General features: G+C 41.6%; 5 protein-coding genes. All 5 read left to right on the top strand.

Going from position 1 to position 17,734, the window contains the following annotated elements; genetic code table 11:
* Positions 1–38: 38 nt before the first annotated feature.
* The 5 genes from FD724_RS31375 (at position 39) to FD724_RS31355 (ending at position 17,682) form a co-directional block, all read left to right on the top strand.
* Positions 39–4,817, top strand: a complete 4,779-nt coding sequence (locus FD724_RS31375; RefSeq protein ID WP_256874407.1) for an esterase-like activity of phytase family protein — start codon at positions 39–41, stop codon at positions 4,815–4,817.
* A 532-nt stretch (positions 4,818–5,349) separates the two neighbouring features.
* The gene (locus tag FD724_RS31370) at positions 5,350–8,025 is read left to right on the top strand and encodes an alkaline phosphatase family protein (protein ID WP_179075327.1); all 2,676 of its coding nucleotides are present in this window, start codon (positions 5,350–5,352) and stop codon (positions 8,023–8,025) included.
* Positions 8,026–9,195: 1,170 nt separating this feature from the next.
* Complete coding sequence (locus FD724_RS31365) at positions 9,196–11,226, top strand: amino acid adenylation domain-containing protein (protein ID WP_179075326.1); 2,031 nt, start codon at positions 9,196–9,198, stop codon at positions 11,224–11,226.
* 3 nt (positions 11,227–11,229) lie between these two features.
* Positions 11,230–16,146 (top strand): type I polyketide synthase, encoded by a 4,917-nt coding sequence (locus tag FD724_RS31360; RefSeq protein WP_179075325.1) that lies wholly within the window; start codon positions 11,230–11,232, stop codon positions 16,144–16,146.
* A gap of 378 nt (positions 16,147–16,524) precedes the next feature.
* Entirely contained in the window at positions 16,525–17,682 is a 1,158-nt protein-coding gene (locus FD724_RS31355; RefSeq protein WP_179075324.1) for an acyltransferase, read from the top strand.
* Positions 17,683–17,734 lie beyond the last annotated feature (52 nt).

Here is a 17,734-nt window from a genome sequence, read left to right as displayed (position 1 = left end):
GACCATCTCAACAATTAAACACAGGGAGATTCTCTTTCATGGCTAAGAACGTCATCATTATGATTGGGGATGGTATGGGCTGGGAAATGGCTCGTGCTGCATCCATCTACAAAGAGATTCAAAATGGTAAGACAGGTGCTAATCTAAGTGATTTTTATACACAAGGTAAGGGTCAAGGACTCAATTTTCAAACACTCCAAGGCTACGGTTTGGCAACCACCTACGGGACAACGATCGCTGGTAGTAATGGAGTTTTTAACACTGGTAATTCGGCTCTTGACGGTACTAATCCGATCACAGGAGAGAGCCAGGTTCGCCCTGGTTTCACCTTTGATCCAACTTCTAACCCAGGTAATACCCCAACAGGTGGTGCAAAAGTCAGTGATGGTACTGTTGGAAACCTAGTAGGTTATGACCCTACCAGAGGCGGCGTTAATCCTTGGACTCCGGGTAATGACCCTGAATATATTAAGTACAGTTATCCTGACTCTGCAAACACCGCAACAACTCTGTACACTGGCGTTAAAAGCTACAATAACGCTGTTGGCGTTGATATTTTCGAGAATCCTCTAGAAACAATTCTCAAAACTGCAAATGAAGTTGGTAAATCTACTGGTTTAGTAACTTCAGTTCCCATTGACCACGCCACACCTGCTGCTGCTGCTGCTAACGTTAACCGTCGCAGCAAGTATGATGCTGACTATCCGGCATTAGACAACATCTTGCAACAGCAACTCCGTGTCTATCAACCCACAGTATTACTTGGTGGTGGACACCCACTCTCTGCTCCTGGAGACTTATTACCAGCAGGGGTTGAGCCGAATACGAGCAATGAATTCATTCGTCAATCAACTTACACAGAACTTAGCACTAAACCAACTAATAACATCTACGATTACACCTTTTTGGAGCGGGGTGAGAATGCTGCCCAGAAACTAGCTGAAACTGCGGCGACAATCGATCCAGAAAAAGGCGATCGCCTCTTCGGTCTGTACGGTGCGCGTGGTCAAAATGGTAACTTGCCTGTAAGTTCTGCTAACGGCGACTACAGCACTACTGGTTTAGATATGTTCAGTGTTTTCGCTAACCAAGGTGATAACGCCAAAGTGGACACCACACGTCCACTGCTTCCCGGAGAGACGGATGCATCTTTCATTGCCAAAGAGGTTAACGAAAACCCAACCCTCAATGACTTGACAAATGCTGCATTAGATGTGTTGGGTAAAGATCCCGATGGTTTCTGGTTAATGGTTGAAGGTGGCGATATCGATTGGTCTGCCCATGATAACAACATAGACAACTTGATTGGCACCACCTTGGACTTTGATAAAGCAGTTGGATCTACGATTGACTGGATCAACAACAATGGTGGTTGGGATGAAAACCTACTAATTGTGACTGCTGACCACGATCACTATCTGACTCTCGACGGTGATTTTCCGACTTTAGTACAAAATCAAGGTGCTGAAGCATTAACCAATTTGGATACTCCAGCAGAAGTTGGACATTACTGGGGGTCTGATCCCAATGTCAAGTATGGTTGGGGAACTCACACCAACCGTCCTGTACCTGTTTACTACCAAGGTGCTGGTTCTGAAGTATTAAATAGCTTAGTAGGTAAAGGTTATAACGCCTACGGTTCTGAGATTCCTGGAATTGCGGGTTTAAATGATCAAACCCACATCTACCAGACAATGTTTGCTTCAATAGTGCCAAAAGTTGAGTTAGTGGGTTTTGCTTCTTTACCTGCTGATACCTTTAGTGATGGGCCTGCTTCTGGTGCAGACATTTCAGCCAATGGTAGAACCGGGCCTTTCCCAGGACAGCCAATTCAGGGTTTTAGCGGTGTTCAATTTGCTAACAGCAACTCTTTGTACTTCCTGTCAGATAATGGCTACGGTAGCAAAGATAATAGTGAAGACTTCCTGTTACGAATCAATCGTGTAGACCCGAATTTTAAGGGAACAGAAAATGGCGATGGCACTGTTAAAGTTTTAGATTACATTCAACTGTCTGACCCTAATAACAAGGTTCCTTTCCAAATTGTGAATGAAGGAACTACTGGAAGATTACTGACTGGTGCAGACTTTGATGTAGAATCGTTCGTCTTTGATAAAGACGGCACAATCTGGGTTGGAGATGAGTTTGGCCCTTACCTGCTACATTTTGATGCCAGTGGTAAGTTGTTGGAAGCTCCCATTGCTACACCCGACCAATTCAAAACTCTAGATGGGGAAGCACCTAAAGTTATTGGTCACAGAGGCGCTAGTGGCGATCTTCCAGAACATACCTTAGAGGCATACAGACGAGCAATTGAAGATGGTGCTGACTTTATTGAGCCAGACTTAGTAGTTACAAAAGATGGCGTGTTAATTGCTCGCCATGAACCTGCTTTGGCAATTTTGAACGCTGATGGTACTGTCAATCTGAGCAATACAACCACAGACGTTTACGATATTACCAAGTATCCACAGTTCGCCGATCGCAAGAAAACAGTCAGTCTAGATGGAACAGAAATCACAGGTTGGTTTGCTGAAGACTTTACTTTAGAAGAAATCAAGACTTTAAGAGCTATACAGCGTGTGCCTTTCCGCGACCAATCCTTCAATGGTCAATTTGAAATTCCCACCCTTGCCGAAATCATCGACTTGGTTAAGGAAGTAGAAGCCGAGACAGGTAAAAAGATTGGCATCTATCCCGAAACTAAGCATCCCACCTATTCTGCCGAAGAAGCTACTTATGTAGGCACTACGGAGAAAATTAACCGAAACATCAGTGAAATCCTGATCGATACACTGAAGGCGGAGAACTTCATCGATCCCAGTCGGATTTTCATCCAATCCTTTGAAGTCGGTAATCTCAAGGATCTCCACGATCGCATTATGCCTAATGCAGGTGTAGATATTCCCCTGGTTCAACTTCTAGATGCAGCTGGAATTGAGCTTAATGGTACGCTCATAGAAACTCAGCCTTATGATTTTGAAGTCAGTGACGACCTTCGGACTTATGGTGATTTACGGACTCCAGAAGGTTTGGCTGAAATCGCTACCTATGCTGATGGCATTGGCCCTTGGAAGCGAATGATTGTTAGTGTCAAAGGTACTGATGCTAATAACGATGGTTTGGCAGATGATGTCAACAACGACGGCACAGTCAATGATGCTGACAGAACGCTGGTATCTCCCACTAGCTTAGTTCAAGATGCTCATAATGCAGGTTTACAGGTTCATCCCTATACCTTCCGCGATGAAGACCTGTATTTAGCAGCAGATTACAAAGGCAATCCAGAACTAGAATTTCAGCAGTTCTTTCAATTAGGCGTAGATGCACTATTTACAGACTTTCCAGAGACAGGGGATAAAGTCCGAGATTTCTTGAGTGATCCTCAGAATAACTTAGTGCGATCGCCACAAAACCCCGATGTGCTTTCAGGAGACGCCTTTGCTAACTTGGGTGGCTCCAAAGGTTTTGAAGGTGGAGCAATTAACGCCAGCAAAACCAAGCTCTATATGCTGCTAGAGGGTACAGTTCAAGGCGATACTCCTGGTGCGTTGCGGATTAACGAATTTGACCTTGCTAGCCACAAGTACACTGATAAAAAGCTGTACTACAGATTGGATAATCCATCAAATGCGATCGGGGATTTAGCAGTCATTAACGATAATGAGTATCTAGTCATTGAGCGGGATAATGGTCAAGGAGCCTCAGCTAAATTCAAGCGGATCTACAAAATTGACTTGTCTAAAGCAGATTCTAATGGTTATGTAGCAAAGGAAGAAGTTGCAGACTTGTTAAACATCCAAGACCCCAACGACCTGAATGGAGATGGCAAAACCACCTTCGACTTCCCATTTGTCACAATTGAAAATGTTTTAGTTGTTGACAAAAACACCATTTTGGTTGCTAATGACAACAATTATCCCTTCTCTACAGGTCGTCCTGGAAATGATCCTCAAAATCCAGTCATAGACAACAATGAAATTCTACTGCTGAAACTGGAGAAGCCCCTTAACCTTGCTCCTGGTTTAGGTCAACCTCAAGCTGAAGAAATTAACTTTGGCTCTACTACCAGCGATGATATTACCGTTGAGCCAAATCAAACCTTATTAACAGGTGACGGAGCAGACTTTGTAGAAGGTACTAAAGGGAATACAATCCAGACTGGAAACGGTGAAGACACGGTACTAGCCGGCAGCGACTCTTCAGTATCCACAGGAGAGGGTAACGATCAGATATTTATTGGTCAAAATGGCCCGGCTCAAAATACCAGTGCTGATGGTGGCAATGGTAATGATGTTATTACCGTAGTGGAAGCTAGTGGTAGTAATAATTTACTTGGGGCGGCAGGTGATGATACTCTCACAATAATTGAAGGTTCTCGTCAATCATTATTTGGTGGCTCAGGTAATGACACCCTTAAGAGTAACGGTAGCAATAACCGTCTCTACGGTGGTTCTGGCGATGACAAACTCTTCTCCAATTTCAATGATTCCTTGTCTGGTGGCGATGGTGATGATGTGCTATTTGCTGGTCAACAGGGCGGAAATCGCTTAACTGGTGGTACTGGTGCTGACCAATTCTGGATTGCTAACGCCAGTCTGCCAACTAGCAAGAACATTGTGACTGATTTTACAGTTGGCATTGATAAAATCGGGCTGGGCGGTATTGGTGTTACTCAATTTAGTGCCTTAACTCTATTACAACAGGGTAGCGATACTTTGGTGAAAGCCGGAAATACAGAGTTGGCTTCATTAGTTGGAATTACATCAACTAGCCTCACAGCAAATGATTTCGTTTTTTCTGCTAGTGTCATTTAGCTCAAAAATGATTAAGTAAGTTGAGGTGAAAAAAACTAAGTATGTTACGAAACGCAAACTGCTTTAAAATCCTTACTTATGACCAATGACAAAGGACAAATGACAGCCTTAGCCAGTTAGCTTTAATTTCGCCGATTTACTTACAGCTTAGGTTCAATGTTCAAAATGAATTAAGCTGTAGCGCCTTTGCTAACTCTAAAGAGTGATATTGCAATCATATTTTGATTTGCTCTCTATCTAAAGGATTAGATCCCCGACTTCTTGAAGAGTTGGGGATTTTTTTGTCCAAAATCTTAACTTGTTTATAACTTTCCTTAAACATTGAACAACTATCTTTTGAGACAGTAACCAAAGTTAAGTTCATTTAATTGTCTGCACCATTTTGTGTGGACACTAAGCATTTTGTCGCCAAATACTATTTAGGTTTCTGTAGCCAAGAATTTTTTGCTTGGGTTGAGCGTAATTAATTGCTCATACAGATACACAATTGCTGCGATTAATCGTAGCTCACAATACTTAAGGAATAGTAAGCATGGCTGATACAAATGGCAACGGTAGAAATGTCATTATTTTTGTTGCGGATGGATTGCGTAACGGTTCTGTAAACCCTATTGATACCCCAACTTTATATAGTGTCCGTCAGCAGGGAGTTAGTTTCGCCAATAGCCATTCATTATTTCCCACATTTACCACCCCGAATGCTTCTGCGATCGCAACGGGGCATTATCTTGGTGATACAGGTGACTTTAGCAACACTATTTACACTGGTTTTCCAAGTCCTAATGCCAACGGTAGTGTCACGCCATTTATAGAAAATGATGCAGTTCTGGGGGATATCGATGAAAAATTTCCCGGTAACAACTTTTTAGATGAAGAGTCACTTCTAGCTTACGCGCGATCGCAGGGTTTCAACACAGCAGCAGTCGGTAAATTAGGCCCAGTTGCCATCCAAGATGTCACCCAAGTTAACCGAGAAGGTGGTACTACAGGTACTATTCCTACTCCCGATACAATTATTATTGATGACACTACAAATGGTGCAACCCCGCCGCCTACAGCCGTCGGTTCACCTTCTGGTGTTCCACTCGATCCAGATATTGTCGCTCGTTTACAAGCGGCTGGTCTAGATGTAAAACCGACACCGCGAGTCCAGCCAGCTGGTAATAATACAACTCCTGGCACTCTGAATGCCAATGTGGCTCAACAACAATATTTTGCAGATGCCACTACCAAAGTAATTTTACCCAAGTTTCAGGAAGATGGTAAACCATTTGCATTGGTTTACTGGTCAAGAGATCCTGATGGTACTCAACATAATCAGGGTGATAGCTTAAACACCTTGACACCAGGTATTAATGGCCCTACTTCAAAAGCTGGGGTCAAAAATGCTGATGATAATTTAAAGCAGCTTCTTGACTATCTTAAAAGCACTGGCTTAGACAAGACTACTGATGTCTTTATTACTTCCGACCACGGTTTTTCTACCATCAGCAAACAAGCTATTGATAGCCAAGGCACAAAAACTACAAGTTATGCTGCCACTCAAACTTATGAGGGTGTAAATCCGGGATTTCTACCAGCAGGTTTTGTTGCAATTGATTTGGCTCACGATCTAGGTTTACCCTTATACGATCCTAACCCTACAACCCTTCCCCCAGACCTCAACCACATCCAATATGCAACTGTTGATGCCACACAAGGTCAACGTCCTATTTCTGGGAATGGTGTAATTGGTGGTACAGGTCAGGTAATTAATGGTCAACTCGACCCAGGCGCAAAGATAGTTGTAGCTGCCAATGGTGGTTCTGACTTAATTTATCTACCCAATGGCAATGCTGAATTAGCTAAACAGGTAGTGAATTTGCTCTCACAGAAAGACTACATCAGTGGTATTTTTGTAGACGATGCTTATGGAAACATCCCAGGTGCTTTACCTCTGAGTGCGATCGGGCTAAAAGGTGATGCTAAAACACCAGTTCCATCTATAGTTATCAACTTCAAAACCTTTAGCACCGATCCAAGCAACCCAAACAACCCTCAAACTCAGGTCGAAATTGCTGATACAACTTTGCAGCAAGGACAGGGAATGCATGGCAGCTTTGGTCGAGGTGATACCTTCAATAACATGGAGGCTATTGGCCCTGATTTTAAACAAGGCTATGTGGACTATGCACCTGTTAGTAATGCTGATGTAACGCCTACACTTGCTCGTATTTTAGGGTTAGATATTCCCAGTAATGGCGATGATTTGAAAGGTCGTGCCATTACAGAAGCGTTGGTGGGAGGCCCGGATACAGTTCTCTCCACTAAAGAAGTCTTGACTTCGGAAGAAACTGCTAATGGTCAAGCAACAACTCTAGATTATCAGAGTCTAGGCAATACTCAGTACTTTACAGCCGCAGGGTTTGATGGTCGCACTGTTGGACTAACAACACTAGACCTTCAATTTGGTTCTAATAATAGTGATGATGTCACCCTCAAGCCAAATCAAACCTTATTTGCTGGTGACGGCGCAGACTTTGTAGAAGGTACTAAAGGTAACACAATCGTGACTGGTAACGGTGAAGATACGGTGCTAGTCGGCAGTGGCTCTTCAGTGTCCACAGGAGATGGTAACGATCAAGTTTTTATTGGTGTAAATGGCCCTGCTAACAACACTAGTGCTGATGGTGCTGCTGGTGATGACGATATTACCGTAGTTGAAGCCAATGGTGGTAATAATCTGTTTGGAGGCGCAGGTGCTGATACTCTCACAGTAGTTGAAGGTTCGCGTCAACTGTCCTTCGGTGGCTCAGGTAACGATACCCTCAAGAGTAACGGTAGCAATAACCGTCTATATGGTGGTTCTGGAGATGACAAACTCTTCTCCAGTGTGAATGATTCGCTGTTTGGTGGTGATGGCGATGATGTGCTATTTGCCGGTCAAGGAGGTGGCAATCGCCTCAGTGGTGGTGCTGGTATTGACCAATTCTGGATTGCTAACGCTAGTCTGCCAATTAGCAAGAACATCGTGACTGATTTTGCGATCGGCATTGATAAAATCGGGCTGGGCGGTATTGGTGTTACTCAATTTAGTGCCTTAACTCTATTGCAACAGGGTGGCGATACTCTGGTGAAAGCCGGAAATACAGAGTTGGCTTCATTGGTTGGAGTTACATCGACAAGCCTAACAGCAAATGACTTCGTTTTCTCAGCTAGTGTAATTTAACCTAAATGATGATTACGATTACAGCTTTAAATTCAACAATTAAGCTGTAGTAAGTTGGCTATTGCGGGGGAGTAATACTCCCTCGCCTTTAATATCCTGTTTTATCCTGTGATTCTTAAAGCTGTTCTAGTTATGCCCCCCCAATACTTTTCGGATAAACCCAACAATCTCTCTTTTGATCTGGGGAAAGGTTACTGGGTTTGGGGGAAAAGTAAATTCAAACCCTTTCCCTTTCCCCTTTCCCCCTTAACCGAAAAGTATTGATGCCCGCCCTAATCATCCAAGTTAAATATATAACAGCTTAATATTTTACAACTTACTTGATACAAATACTTAGACATGGATGTACATCTGTACGCCCCTACAACCTACTGATGCGTTGCAAAGATTTATGCCAATTGTATAAGTCCTAACTGTTTTATACTATAAAATATTGAAAATAGTAAGTATTAATAAGTAGAATTAGGGCACAAAAAATTCTGATGGTCATAGCCTGGAGTTCAACCTACCTCCAAACGGATTCCATTGCTTGTTTATCGGCTGTTAAAATCGCTGTCTTGCTTGCCCATCAAGGCATTGATTCTTCTTATCCTCTCAAATAAGCAAACGTACAGTTAATACTCTCATTGCAAATCACCTCTAAAGTTTTAATTTTCAATGAAGATGTATTGAAAATAACTCAGATTTTGAGGAAATAGGTCAAAATAAAAAAACTAAATCTAAGAGTCAGTGCCCTTTCATATAAACATTATAGGATTGCGGCATGATTTCTTGTCAAATTAGTCTTGAAATATAATTTAAAAATTAAAAATATGACTAAAAAATGTAATTAAAAATACTAGTGTTTAAACAAAACTTGCGTGGTGTTGGAGCTATATTTAGTTTTCAGACATCATAATTCATAGTTACTTATTTATCTCGAAACAATATCGTACTCAACTTACATAGTTTACTGGTTTATCCAAAAATCTATATCTATATAAAAGTATCTCTCAATATGAATTTTAGAACAAACCTTAGTATTTTTCACTCAGTAATAATTCTGATTTTGTATAGTTTAGTAGTAACATTAGCTGCATCGTTAAACTTGACATTTATTGAGTTAAAAATGCAGCAATACTTAAAAACTACAAGTTTTGCAAAAAGATATATTTTTTGCGGAAATAAAATATGAAAGCAATAACTGATTCATTAGCTAAAAATAAAAATCAATTTCTGGTAACTGAGTGTCAAACCTCATTATCATCAGATAATAACTTAGAACGATATAATTTAACATTACCTATCTTGAAAGAATCTGAAAAAGACCTACTGATCGAGTGGAATAAGACTCAAACGGATTATCCTCAGCAAGCGTGTATTCATCAGTTGTTTGAAGCACAGGTTGAGAAAACACCTGATGCTGTAGCATTAATATTTAATAATCAGCATCTCACCTATAGAGATTTGAATAGTCGTGCTAATCAACTGGCACAATATCTACAAACACTAGGTATAGGAGCAGAAACTCTTGTAGGTATCTGCATAGAGCGCTCCTTAGAAATGGTTGTAGCACTTTTAGCTATCCTAAAAGCGGGTGGAGCTTATGTACCACTAGATCCAGGGTATCCACAAGAACGTTTAGCTTTTATGCTATTAGATACCCAGGTATCAGTACTATTAACTCAAAAAGAACTAGTTGCTAAATTACCTACTCATACCACATTTGTAATTTGCCTAGATGCAGATTGGCATACAATCGCCCAAAATAAAAAAGAGAACCTAAGCACTAACGTCACTGCTGAAAACTTGGCTTATGTCATGTATACATCAGGTTCTACAGGTACACCCAAAGGGGTTAGCGTTATCCATCGTGGTGTAGTTAGGTTGGTCAAAGAAACTAATTATGCTCACCTCACGGCTGAAGAAATAATTCTGCAACTTGCTCCTATTTCCTTCGACGCTTCAACTTTTGAAATTTGGGGTTGCTTACTTAACGGTGGACAACTAGTAATTTGCCCTCCTCATACACCATCATTAGAAGAATTAGGGCAGATTATTCAACAATATCAAGTCACTACTCTTTGGCTGACAGCCGGCTTATTCCATCTCATAGTTGATGAAAAAATTGATGCGTTAAAATCTTTGCGTCAACTTTTAGCAGGTGGCGATGTCTTATCTGTTCCCCATGTACAGAAGTTTCTCCAAACAGTAGAGAACTGTCGGTTAATTAATGGTTATGGGCCAACTGAGAATACAACTTTTACCTGCTGCCATCTTATAACAGCTCCACTGCAACCAGGTGTATCTATTCCTATTGGTCGCCCAATTGCTAATACCCAAGTTTATATATTAGACAACAACTTCCAAGCAGTAGCAATTGGAGAAGTTGGCGAATTGTACATTGCTGGAGATGGATTAGCTAGAGGCTATTTGAATCGCCCCGAATTGACTGCCGAAAAATTTATTTCTCATTCATTTGATAGCAATTTAGCAACCCGCCTTTACAAAACTGGAGATTTAGCTCGTTATCTTCCAGATGGCAATATCGAGTTCTTAGGTCGGATTGACAATCAGGTAAAAATTCGCGGTTTTCGAATTGAACTAGGGGAAATTGAGCGGGAGATTGCACAACATCCTGATGTTCGGGAAATTGTTGTTTTAGCCCGTCAGGATGAAACTGGTGAAAAGCAGTTGACTGCTTACATTGTTCCTCACTATAACAGCAAATATACACACAATAATTTACGTAGTTTTTTACAGCAGCAACTACCTCATTACATGGTGCCATCAGCGTTTGTGATGTTAGAATCACTGCCTCTAACCGCAAATGGCAAAGTAGATAGACATAAATTACCAGCACCAAGTAGAGAACGTCCGCAACTCGAACAAGCGTACATTGCTCCCCAAACCGATTTAGAACGTTTGCTTGCAGGTATTTTGTCTGAACTGCTCAAAATCGATCGCGTTGGGATTGATGATAATTTCTTTGATTTGGGAGGAACTTCAATCTCAATTCTACAAGTTGCTGCACGAGTCAAACAGGAACTTGGTATTGAACTACCTGCTGTGAAGCTATTTCAGTATTCAACGATTGGCTCTTTAGCAAAATATTTGGATTCAAACCAGAACAGCCAACCGTCTCATGACAAGCTGCAAAATCGCGCTCAACGCCAACAAGCAGCTCAAGCTCGTCGCCGTAATCATCAACAAGGTGTTTAAGCAATGGTAAATATGCAAACCTCAGATAACCAAGATCCTATTGATGGTGTTGCCATTATCGGCATGGTAGGAAAATTTCCTGGCGCTGGCAATGTCGATGAGTTTTGGCGCAATCTGTGTGAGGGAGTAGAGTCAACGACTTTTTTTCAAGATGAGGAATTAGATCCCAGCATTGACCCGAACCTTTGCAAAGATCCCAGTTATGTAAAAGCTAGAGGCATCATTCCTGGGGGAGAGACTTTTGATGCTGCCTTCTTTGGCATTAATCCACTGGAAGCTGTGGTTATGGACCCACAAGCCAGAGTTTTTCTAGAGTTGGTTTATGAAGCTCTAGAAAATGCTGGTTATGAATCAGAATCTTTCGATGGTTTGATTGGTTTATACGCTGGTTGTGGTCAAAATACTTATTTTGCCAACCATATTTCTGGACGTATGGAAATTGTCGATCGCATCGGCGAGTTCCAAACGATGTTAGCAAATGAAAAAGACTTTTTAACCACCCGTGCTGCTTACAAGCTCAACCTTAAAGGCCCGGCTGTCAGTGTTAATACAGCTTGCTCTACTTCTTTAGTAGCAATTATTCAAGCTTGTCAAGCCTTAAGCAGCTATCAGTGCGATATGGCTTTAGCTGGTGGTGTATCTATGACTACACCTCAAAATAGCGGTTATATGGCTCAAGAAGGCAGTATGCTGTCTGGAGATGGTCATTGTCGTCCCTTTGATGCCAGCGCTCAGGGCACGATGTTCAACAGTGGTGCAGGAATAGTTGTCCTCAAGCGTTTAGAAGATGCACTTAATGAAGGCGATCGCATCTATGCTGTAATTCGTGGTTCAGGTATTAATAATGACGGCGCTGATAAAGTAAGCTTTACGGCTCCTAGCGTAGACGGACAAGCAGAAGCCGTTGCAATGGCGCAAGCTTATGCCAACTTCCACCCAGAAACCATCTCTTATATTGAAGCTCACGGTACAGCTACACCTTTAGGCGACCCCATTGAAATTGAAGCGCTGACGCAAGCATTTCGTGTGCATACAGATGCTAAACAATTTTGTGCGATCGGCTCTCTGAAAAGCAATGTCGGACATTTAGTTGCGGCTGCTGGGGTAGCAGGATTAATTAAAACCGTTCTTGCCCTGCATTATAAAAAGATCCCACCTAGCTTAAATTTTGAGGCTCCCAATCCCAAGATTGACTTTGCCAATAGCCCCTTCTATGTAAATACCAAACTAGCTGAATGGCCAGAAGGTGAAATTCCGCGACGAGCCGGTGTAAGTTCTTTTGGTGTCGGCGGGACTAATGCTCATATTGTGCTGGAAGAAGCGCCACAAATCCAAAATTCTGGATCTTCTCGTCCACAGCAGTTATTGTTGCTCTCGGCAAAAACTAGTACAGCCTTAGAAGCTGCAACAGCAAATTTGCAGCAACATCTCCAGTACAATGCTGAAATTAACTTAGCCGATGTAGCTTATACCCTACAGCGAGGGCGCAAAGCCTTAAATTATCGACGTAGTGTAGTTTGTCACGACATCACAGATGCGATCGCGGCGTTACAATCTTTAGATCCCAATCAAGTAAATACCCGCCATACAGAAATCCGTAATCCAGCCGTTGCCTTCATGTTCCCCGGACAAGGGTCGCAATATGTGGATATGGGACTGAATCTCTACAACCGTGAACCTGTGTTTCAGGAGGTAGTAGATGAATGTGCAGAAATCCTTAAACCATTACTGGGCGGTGATTTACGAAAAATTATATATCCCGCGCCAAGCGATCGCGAAACTGCGGCTATCGCCCTAAAGCAAACCTGCTTTACTCAACCAGCATTATTCGTCATTGAATACGCTTTAGCGCAACTGTGGCAAAGTTGGGGAGTCAAGCCCCAAGCAATGATTGGTCACAGCATTGGCGAATTTGTCGCCGCCTGTATTGCGGGTGTATTCACCTTAGAAGATGCGCTGATGTTGGTTGCAAATCGCGGTCGCTTCATGTGGGACTTACCACAAGGGGCCATGCTCTCAGTGCGCTTACCAGCTAAAGAGGTAGAGCCGCGATTGAGTCCAGAATTAGCGATCGCAGCAATTAATGGCCCTTCCCTGTGTGTAGTTTCTGGGCCAACAGAAGCGATCGCGGCTCTGCAAAAACAACTAGAAAGCGAAGAAGTTGTCTGTCGCCGTTTACACACTTCCCACGCTTTCCATTCCCCAATGATGGATGACATCATAGCCCCCTTTGCTGAGGTAGTTAGGAAAGTTAAATTATCACCTCCTCAAATTCCCTTTGTTTCCACAGTTACCGCCGACTGGATTACAGCCCAGCAAGCAACTGATCCGATGTATTGGGCTAGACATTTACGTCAGACTGTGCGATTTGCGGAGGGTATACAAACCTTATGGCAGCAACCAGAACGCGTACTGTTAGAAGTTGGGCCGCGAATCACAACTACGACCTTAGCCCGCCAACAAGCAAAAGATATTAAACAACAGATAGCGATCGCTTCTCTGGGCGATAACGCTGAGAACGAAGCCGAATGGACAGCATTACTCAAGGCAGTAGGACAACTGTGGCTAGCAGGAGTATCTATTGACTGGAGCAACTTCTATCAAAGGGAAACGCGACAACGAATTCCTCTGCCTACCTATCCCTTTGAACGCCAACGCTTCTGGATTGATCCTTTACCTCATCCCAATCGCGCAGCAACTCCCAAACCTTCAAATCCCCAGTTAGAAAAGACCCAAGATATGACAAAATCTCCTCAGCAAAAGCTTATTCCTCTGCTAAAAGAAATTATCGAAGAAACATCAGGATTGGAAATCGCTAGTGTTGACGATTCGACAACATTTTTAGAAATGGGATTAGATTCTTTATCACTGACTCAAGTGGGGCTAGCGTTAAAGAAAAAATTTCAAGTAAAGGTAACACTTCGGCAGTTATTAGAAATTTATCCCAATTTAGGAACACTGGCTGACTTTATCAATCCAGCCTTGTCTCCCGAAACTTTATCCGCATTAGGATTAACAGAAACCGTTGCAGAACCCACTCCAGAAGTACCATTACCAGCACCTGCAACCACATCACCCACTTTGGTAGTGCATGAAGTTCATACAAATGGATCTGCACCTCAGATTTCTCCCCAACCTGCTGCATCCAGTTTCTTTGAAAATGTGATTAATCAGCAGCTACAAATCATGAGTCAGCAATTGGCACTATTGGGTAACAACAGTCAACCTGTAACAATCCCAGTTGTACCTGCGGCGACACCTCAAAATAATGGTGTCAAGCCACAAAGCGCCGTATCTATCCCAGCGACTCAAACGAGCAAAGAATCAGCTGCATCTGTAGACACGGAATCAAATGGTGCTAAAAAGGCATTTGGTGCGGCGGCTCGAATTGAAAAAACCCAGACTAAAACTCTGACAACGCAACAACGCACTCATCTAGACAAAATTATCCAAAGATACACACAACGGACTAAAAAATCCAAAGAATATACTCAATCTCATCGCCCTTATTTGGCAGATCCAAGAACTGTTTCTGGCTTTAATCCAACGATGAAAGAGATGGTTTATCCCATCGTAGTGTCTCGTTCATCAGGTTCTAAACTTTGGGATCTTGATGGCAATGAATATGTCGATTTAAGCAATGGTTTTGGTTTGAATTTGTTTGGTTGGTCGCCACCTTTCATTACCGAAGCAATTGAAGCACAACTGAAACTAGGCATGGAAATTGGGCCGCAGACTCCCTTAGTTGGAGAAGTGGCAAAGCTGATGTGTGAGTTGACCAACTTTGACCGAGCAGCCTTTTGCAACACAGGTTCGGAAGCGGTTTTGGGAGCGATGCGGATGGCACGCACCATCACAGGGCGTAACTTAATCGCCATCTTTTCTGGAGCTTATCACGGTATTTTGGATGAAGTAATTGTTCGGGGGACAAAAAAACTCCGGTCAATTCCGGCTGCTCCTGGTATCCCACCCGAAATGGTAGAGAACATTTTGGTGGTGGACTACGATTCGCCAGAGTCTCTAGAAATTCTTAGAAGTCGGGCTGATGAGTTAGCAGCAGTCATGGTTGAATCTGTGCAAAGCCGTCGCCCTGAATACCAGCCCAAGGAATTCCTTCAGCAATTGCGTGATTTCACAGAAGAAGCTGGTATTGCTCTAATTTTTGATGAAATCGTTACCGGATTTAGAATTCATCCAGGTGGCGCTCAGGCACATTTTGGTATCAAAGCTGATATAGCAACCTACGGCAAGATTGTGGGCGGTGGGCTACCGATTGGAGTCATTGCTGGCAAATCGCAATATATGGATGCTTTAGATGGTGGATTTTGGCAGTTTGGGGATGACTCAGTTCCAGAAGTTGGTGTGACTTACTTTGCCGGCACTTTTGTCCGTCATCCTTTAGCACTAGCGGCCGCCAAAGCAGTACTTCAACATTTAAAACATAGTGGCCCCAGCTTGCAGCAAAATCTTAATGCAAGAACCGATAAATTTGTAGCGGAACTTATGGGCTATTTCCAGAAAGTTCAGGCTCCGTTTACAGCTTATAACTTCGGCTCCCTGTTCATGGTGAAATCTGCACCAGAGTTTCCTTATGGAGACTTACTATTTTATTTACTGCGGGATAAGGGAGTGCATACTTGGGATCACCGTCCTTGCTTCTTGACAACAGCCCATTCCGAAGCCGATCTAGCTTTTGTAATGGCAGCCTTTAAAGAAAGTATTGCCGAAATGCAGTCTGCTGGTTTTTTATCTGCACCGCCCATAGAAGTAACAAACAGCGAAGTTACCAATAACAGCCTACGTAATCGTCCTCCGCAACCTAATGCCAAATTAGGACGAGATCCCCAAGGCAACCCCGCCTGGTATATCCCCGATACCGAGCGACCTGGGAAATATTTACAAGTAGCAAGTGTTTCCTAAATGCTTTAAAAATTTGGCGTTGCTGATTGAAAGTATGAAGCCATATCAAAAAATGTCAATTCCTACTCCAATTCAGCAACACCAAAAATTAACTGTGTTTGCAAATAGTAAATACGCATCGATTAGGGCTTTTTATATTAACTGATAATCTACTTAAACCTGGTTCAAGTAAGCCCTAACTAGATCATAGTAGAAATTAAAAGCTAAAGTTTTGACAGATTTGATATAGCAAAATAATTTTTATAAATAGCGCGGGCAATGCCCACCAAAACCATAATCTGGTGAACAATGTTTAGCATACTTGCATTTCAAAAATTCCATGAACCCATCAATATTATCCTAAAAATATCTAACTGTTTATATTCTTGAGATAATTCAATGCCAAAAATATCAATGTATAACCAAATCAATTCGCTCACTGCTCTGCGCGGTATTGCAGCTTTGGTTGTTGTTGTACATCATTTTTCATATTACACTTTACCTAAAACTGGTTCAACTTTATCAGCATATAGCAATTTTTTTCGTAATGGATATTTGTGGGTTGATTTTTTCTTTATTCTGAGTGGTTTTATCATGACCCACGTTTATATTGAAGATTTTTCATTAAAAGTTAATTCATCTAAATATCGTTCATATTTATTGTCGCGTTTTGCCAGAATTTATCCTCTACATATATTTGTTTTATCTCTATTTATCGGACTAGAAATTTTAAAAATATTTTTACTAAATAATTCTGCTTTTACTGGCAAATTTAACTTAACTGCCCTTTTTGCTAATATTTTTATTCTCCAAGCATTCGACTTAAATTGTCCACCTTTATTTTGGTGTGATACTTATTGGAATGAGCCAGCTTGGTCAATTAGTGTAGAGTTTGTTATTTATTGCATATTTCCCTTTCTCTTATTTTTATTATTACGAAATAATGAGAAAAATGATTTAAAAATTTATGCTTTTGCTCTCTTCAGTATATTACTACTAATCGCTTTTACCCGTGGAAATCTAGATAGTATTATTGGCATACCTTCCATAGCTAGGTGCGGGCTAGAGTGCATACTCGGCATTATAACTTATAAAGTCTATCGCAGAGGTAATTATAGAAATTATTTTAATCTTAATTTACTAGCAATTATAGCTATAACTTGGATAGTTCTGATTATGAATTACTACTGGAATTATTGGCGTAGTCTTCATGATTGGCTAATTTTGCCAGCTTTTTCTATCCTAATTTTAGCGGTATCTATCAACAACAATAGTGTAATATCAAAAATTTTAAATTCCCGTTTGATGCTGTATTTCGGGACTATATCTTACTCGATTTACATGGTTCATTGGTTTGTTCAAGAATTGTTAAAAACATTGTGGATTTATAAATTCCACCATGCTTTTGGCAAGGGATTCACAGAATCTGAAGCCTTGACATCTCTAGGAGTATTTCTTATGATTATCATATTGGTCGCATCATTGACATATAGATTTTTAGAGGTTCCAATGCGTAATTTTTTAAAGTCTACAATTTTGGCTAAACAATCAATTTAAATGTCAATATTTTGCCAAGAAAAAATTAAATTTTACTTTGAATAAACTGAGA

This window comes from Nostoc sp. C057 (assembly GCF_013393925.1).
In the GTDB taxonomy this organism is placed as follows: Bacteria; Cyanobacteriota; Cyanobacteriia; order Cyanobacteriales; family Nostocaceae; genus Nostoc; species Nostoc muscorum_A.
This window is presented reverse-complemented; position numbering and strand designations above follow the sequence as displayed.

Excerpts from the sequence above, each read along its gene's own strand:
- FD724_RS31375 (WP_256874407.1), top strand. The coding sequence starts at position 39 with ATGGCTAAGAACGTCATCATTATGATTGGGGATGGTATGGGCTGGGAA.
- FD724_RS31370 (WP_179075327.1), top strand. The coding sequence starts at position 5,350 with ATGGCTGATACAAATGGCAACGGTAGAAATGTCATTATTTTTGTTGCG.
- FD724_RS31365 (WP_179075326.1), top strand. The coding sequence starts at position 9,196 with ATGAAAGCAATAACTGATTCATTAGCTAAAAATAAAAATCAATTTCTG.
- FD724_RS31360 (WP_179075325.1), top strand. The coding sequence starts at position 11,230 with ATGGTAAATATGCAAACCTCAGATAACCAAGATCCTATTGATGGTGTT.
- FD724_RS31355 (WP_179075324.1), top strand. The coding sequence starts at position 16,525 with ATGCCAAAAATATCAATGTATAACCAAATCAATTCGCTCACTGCTCTG.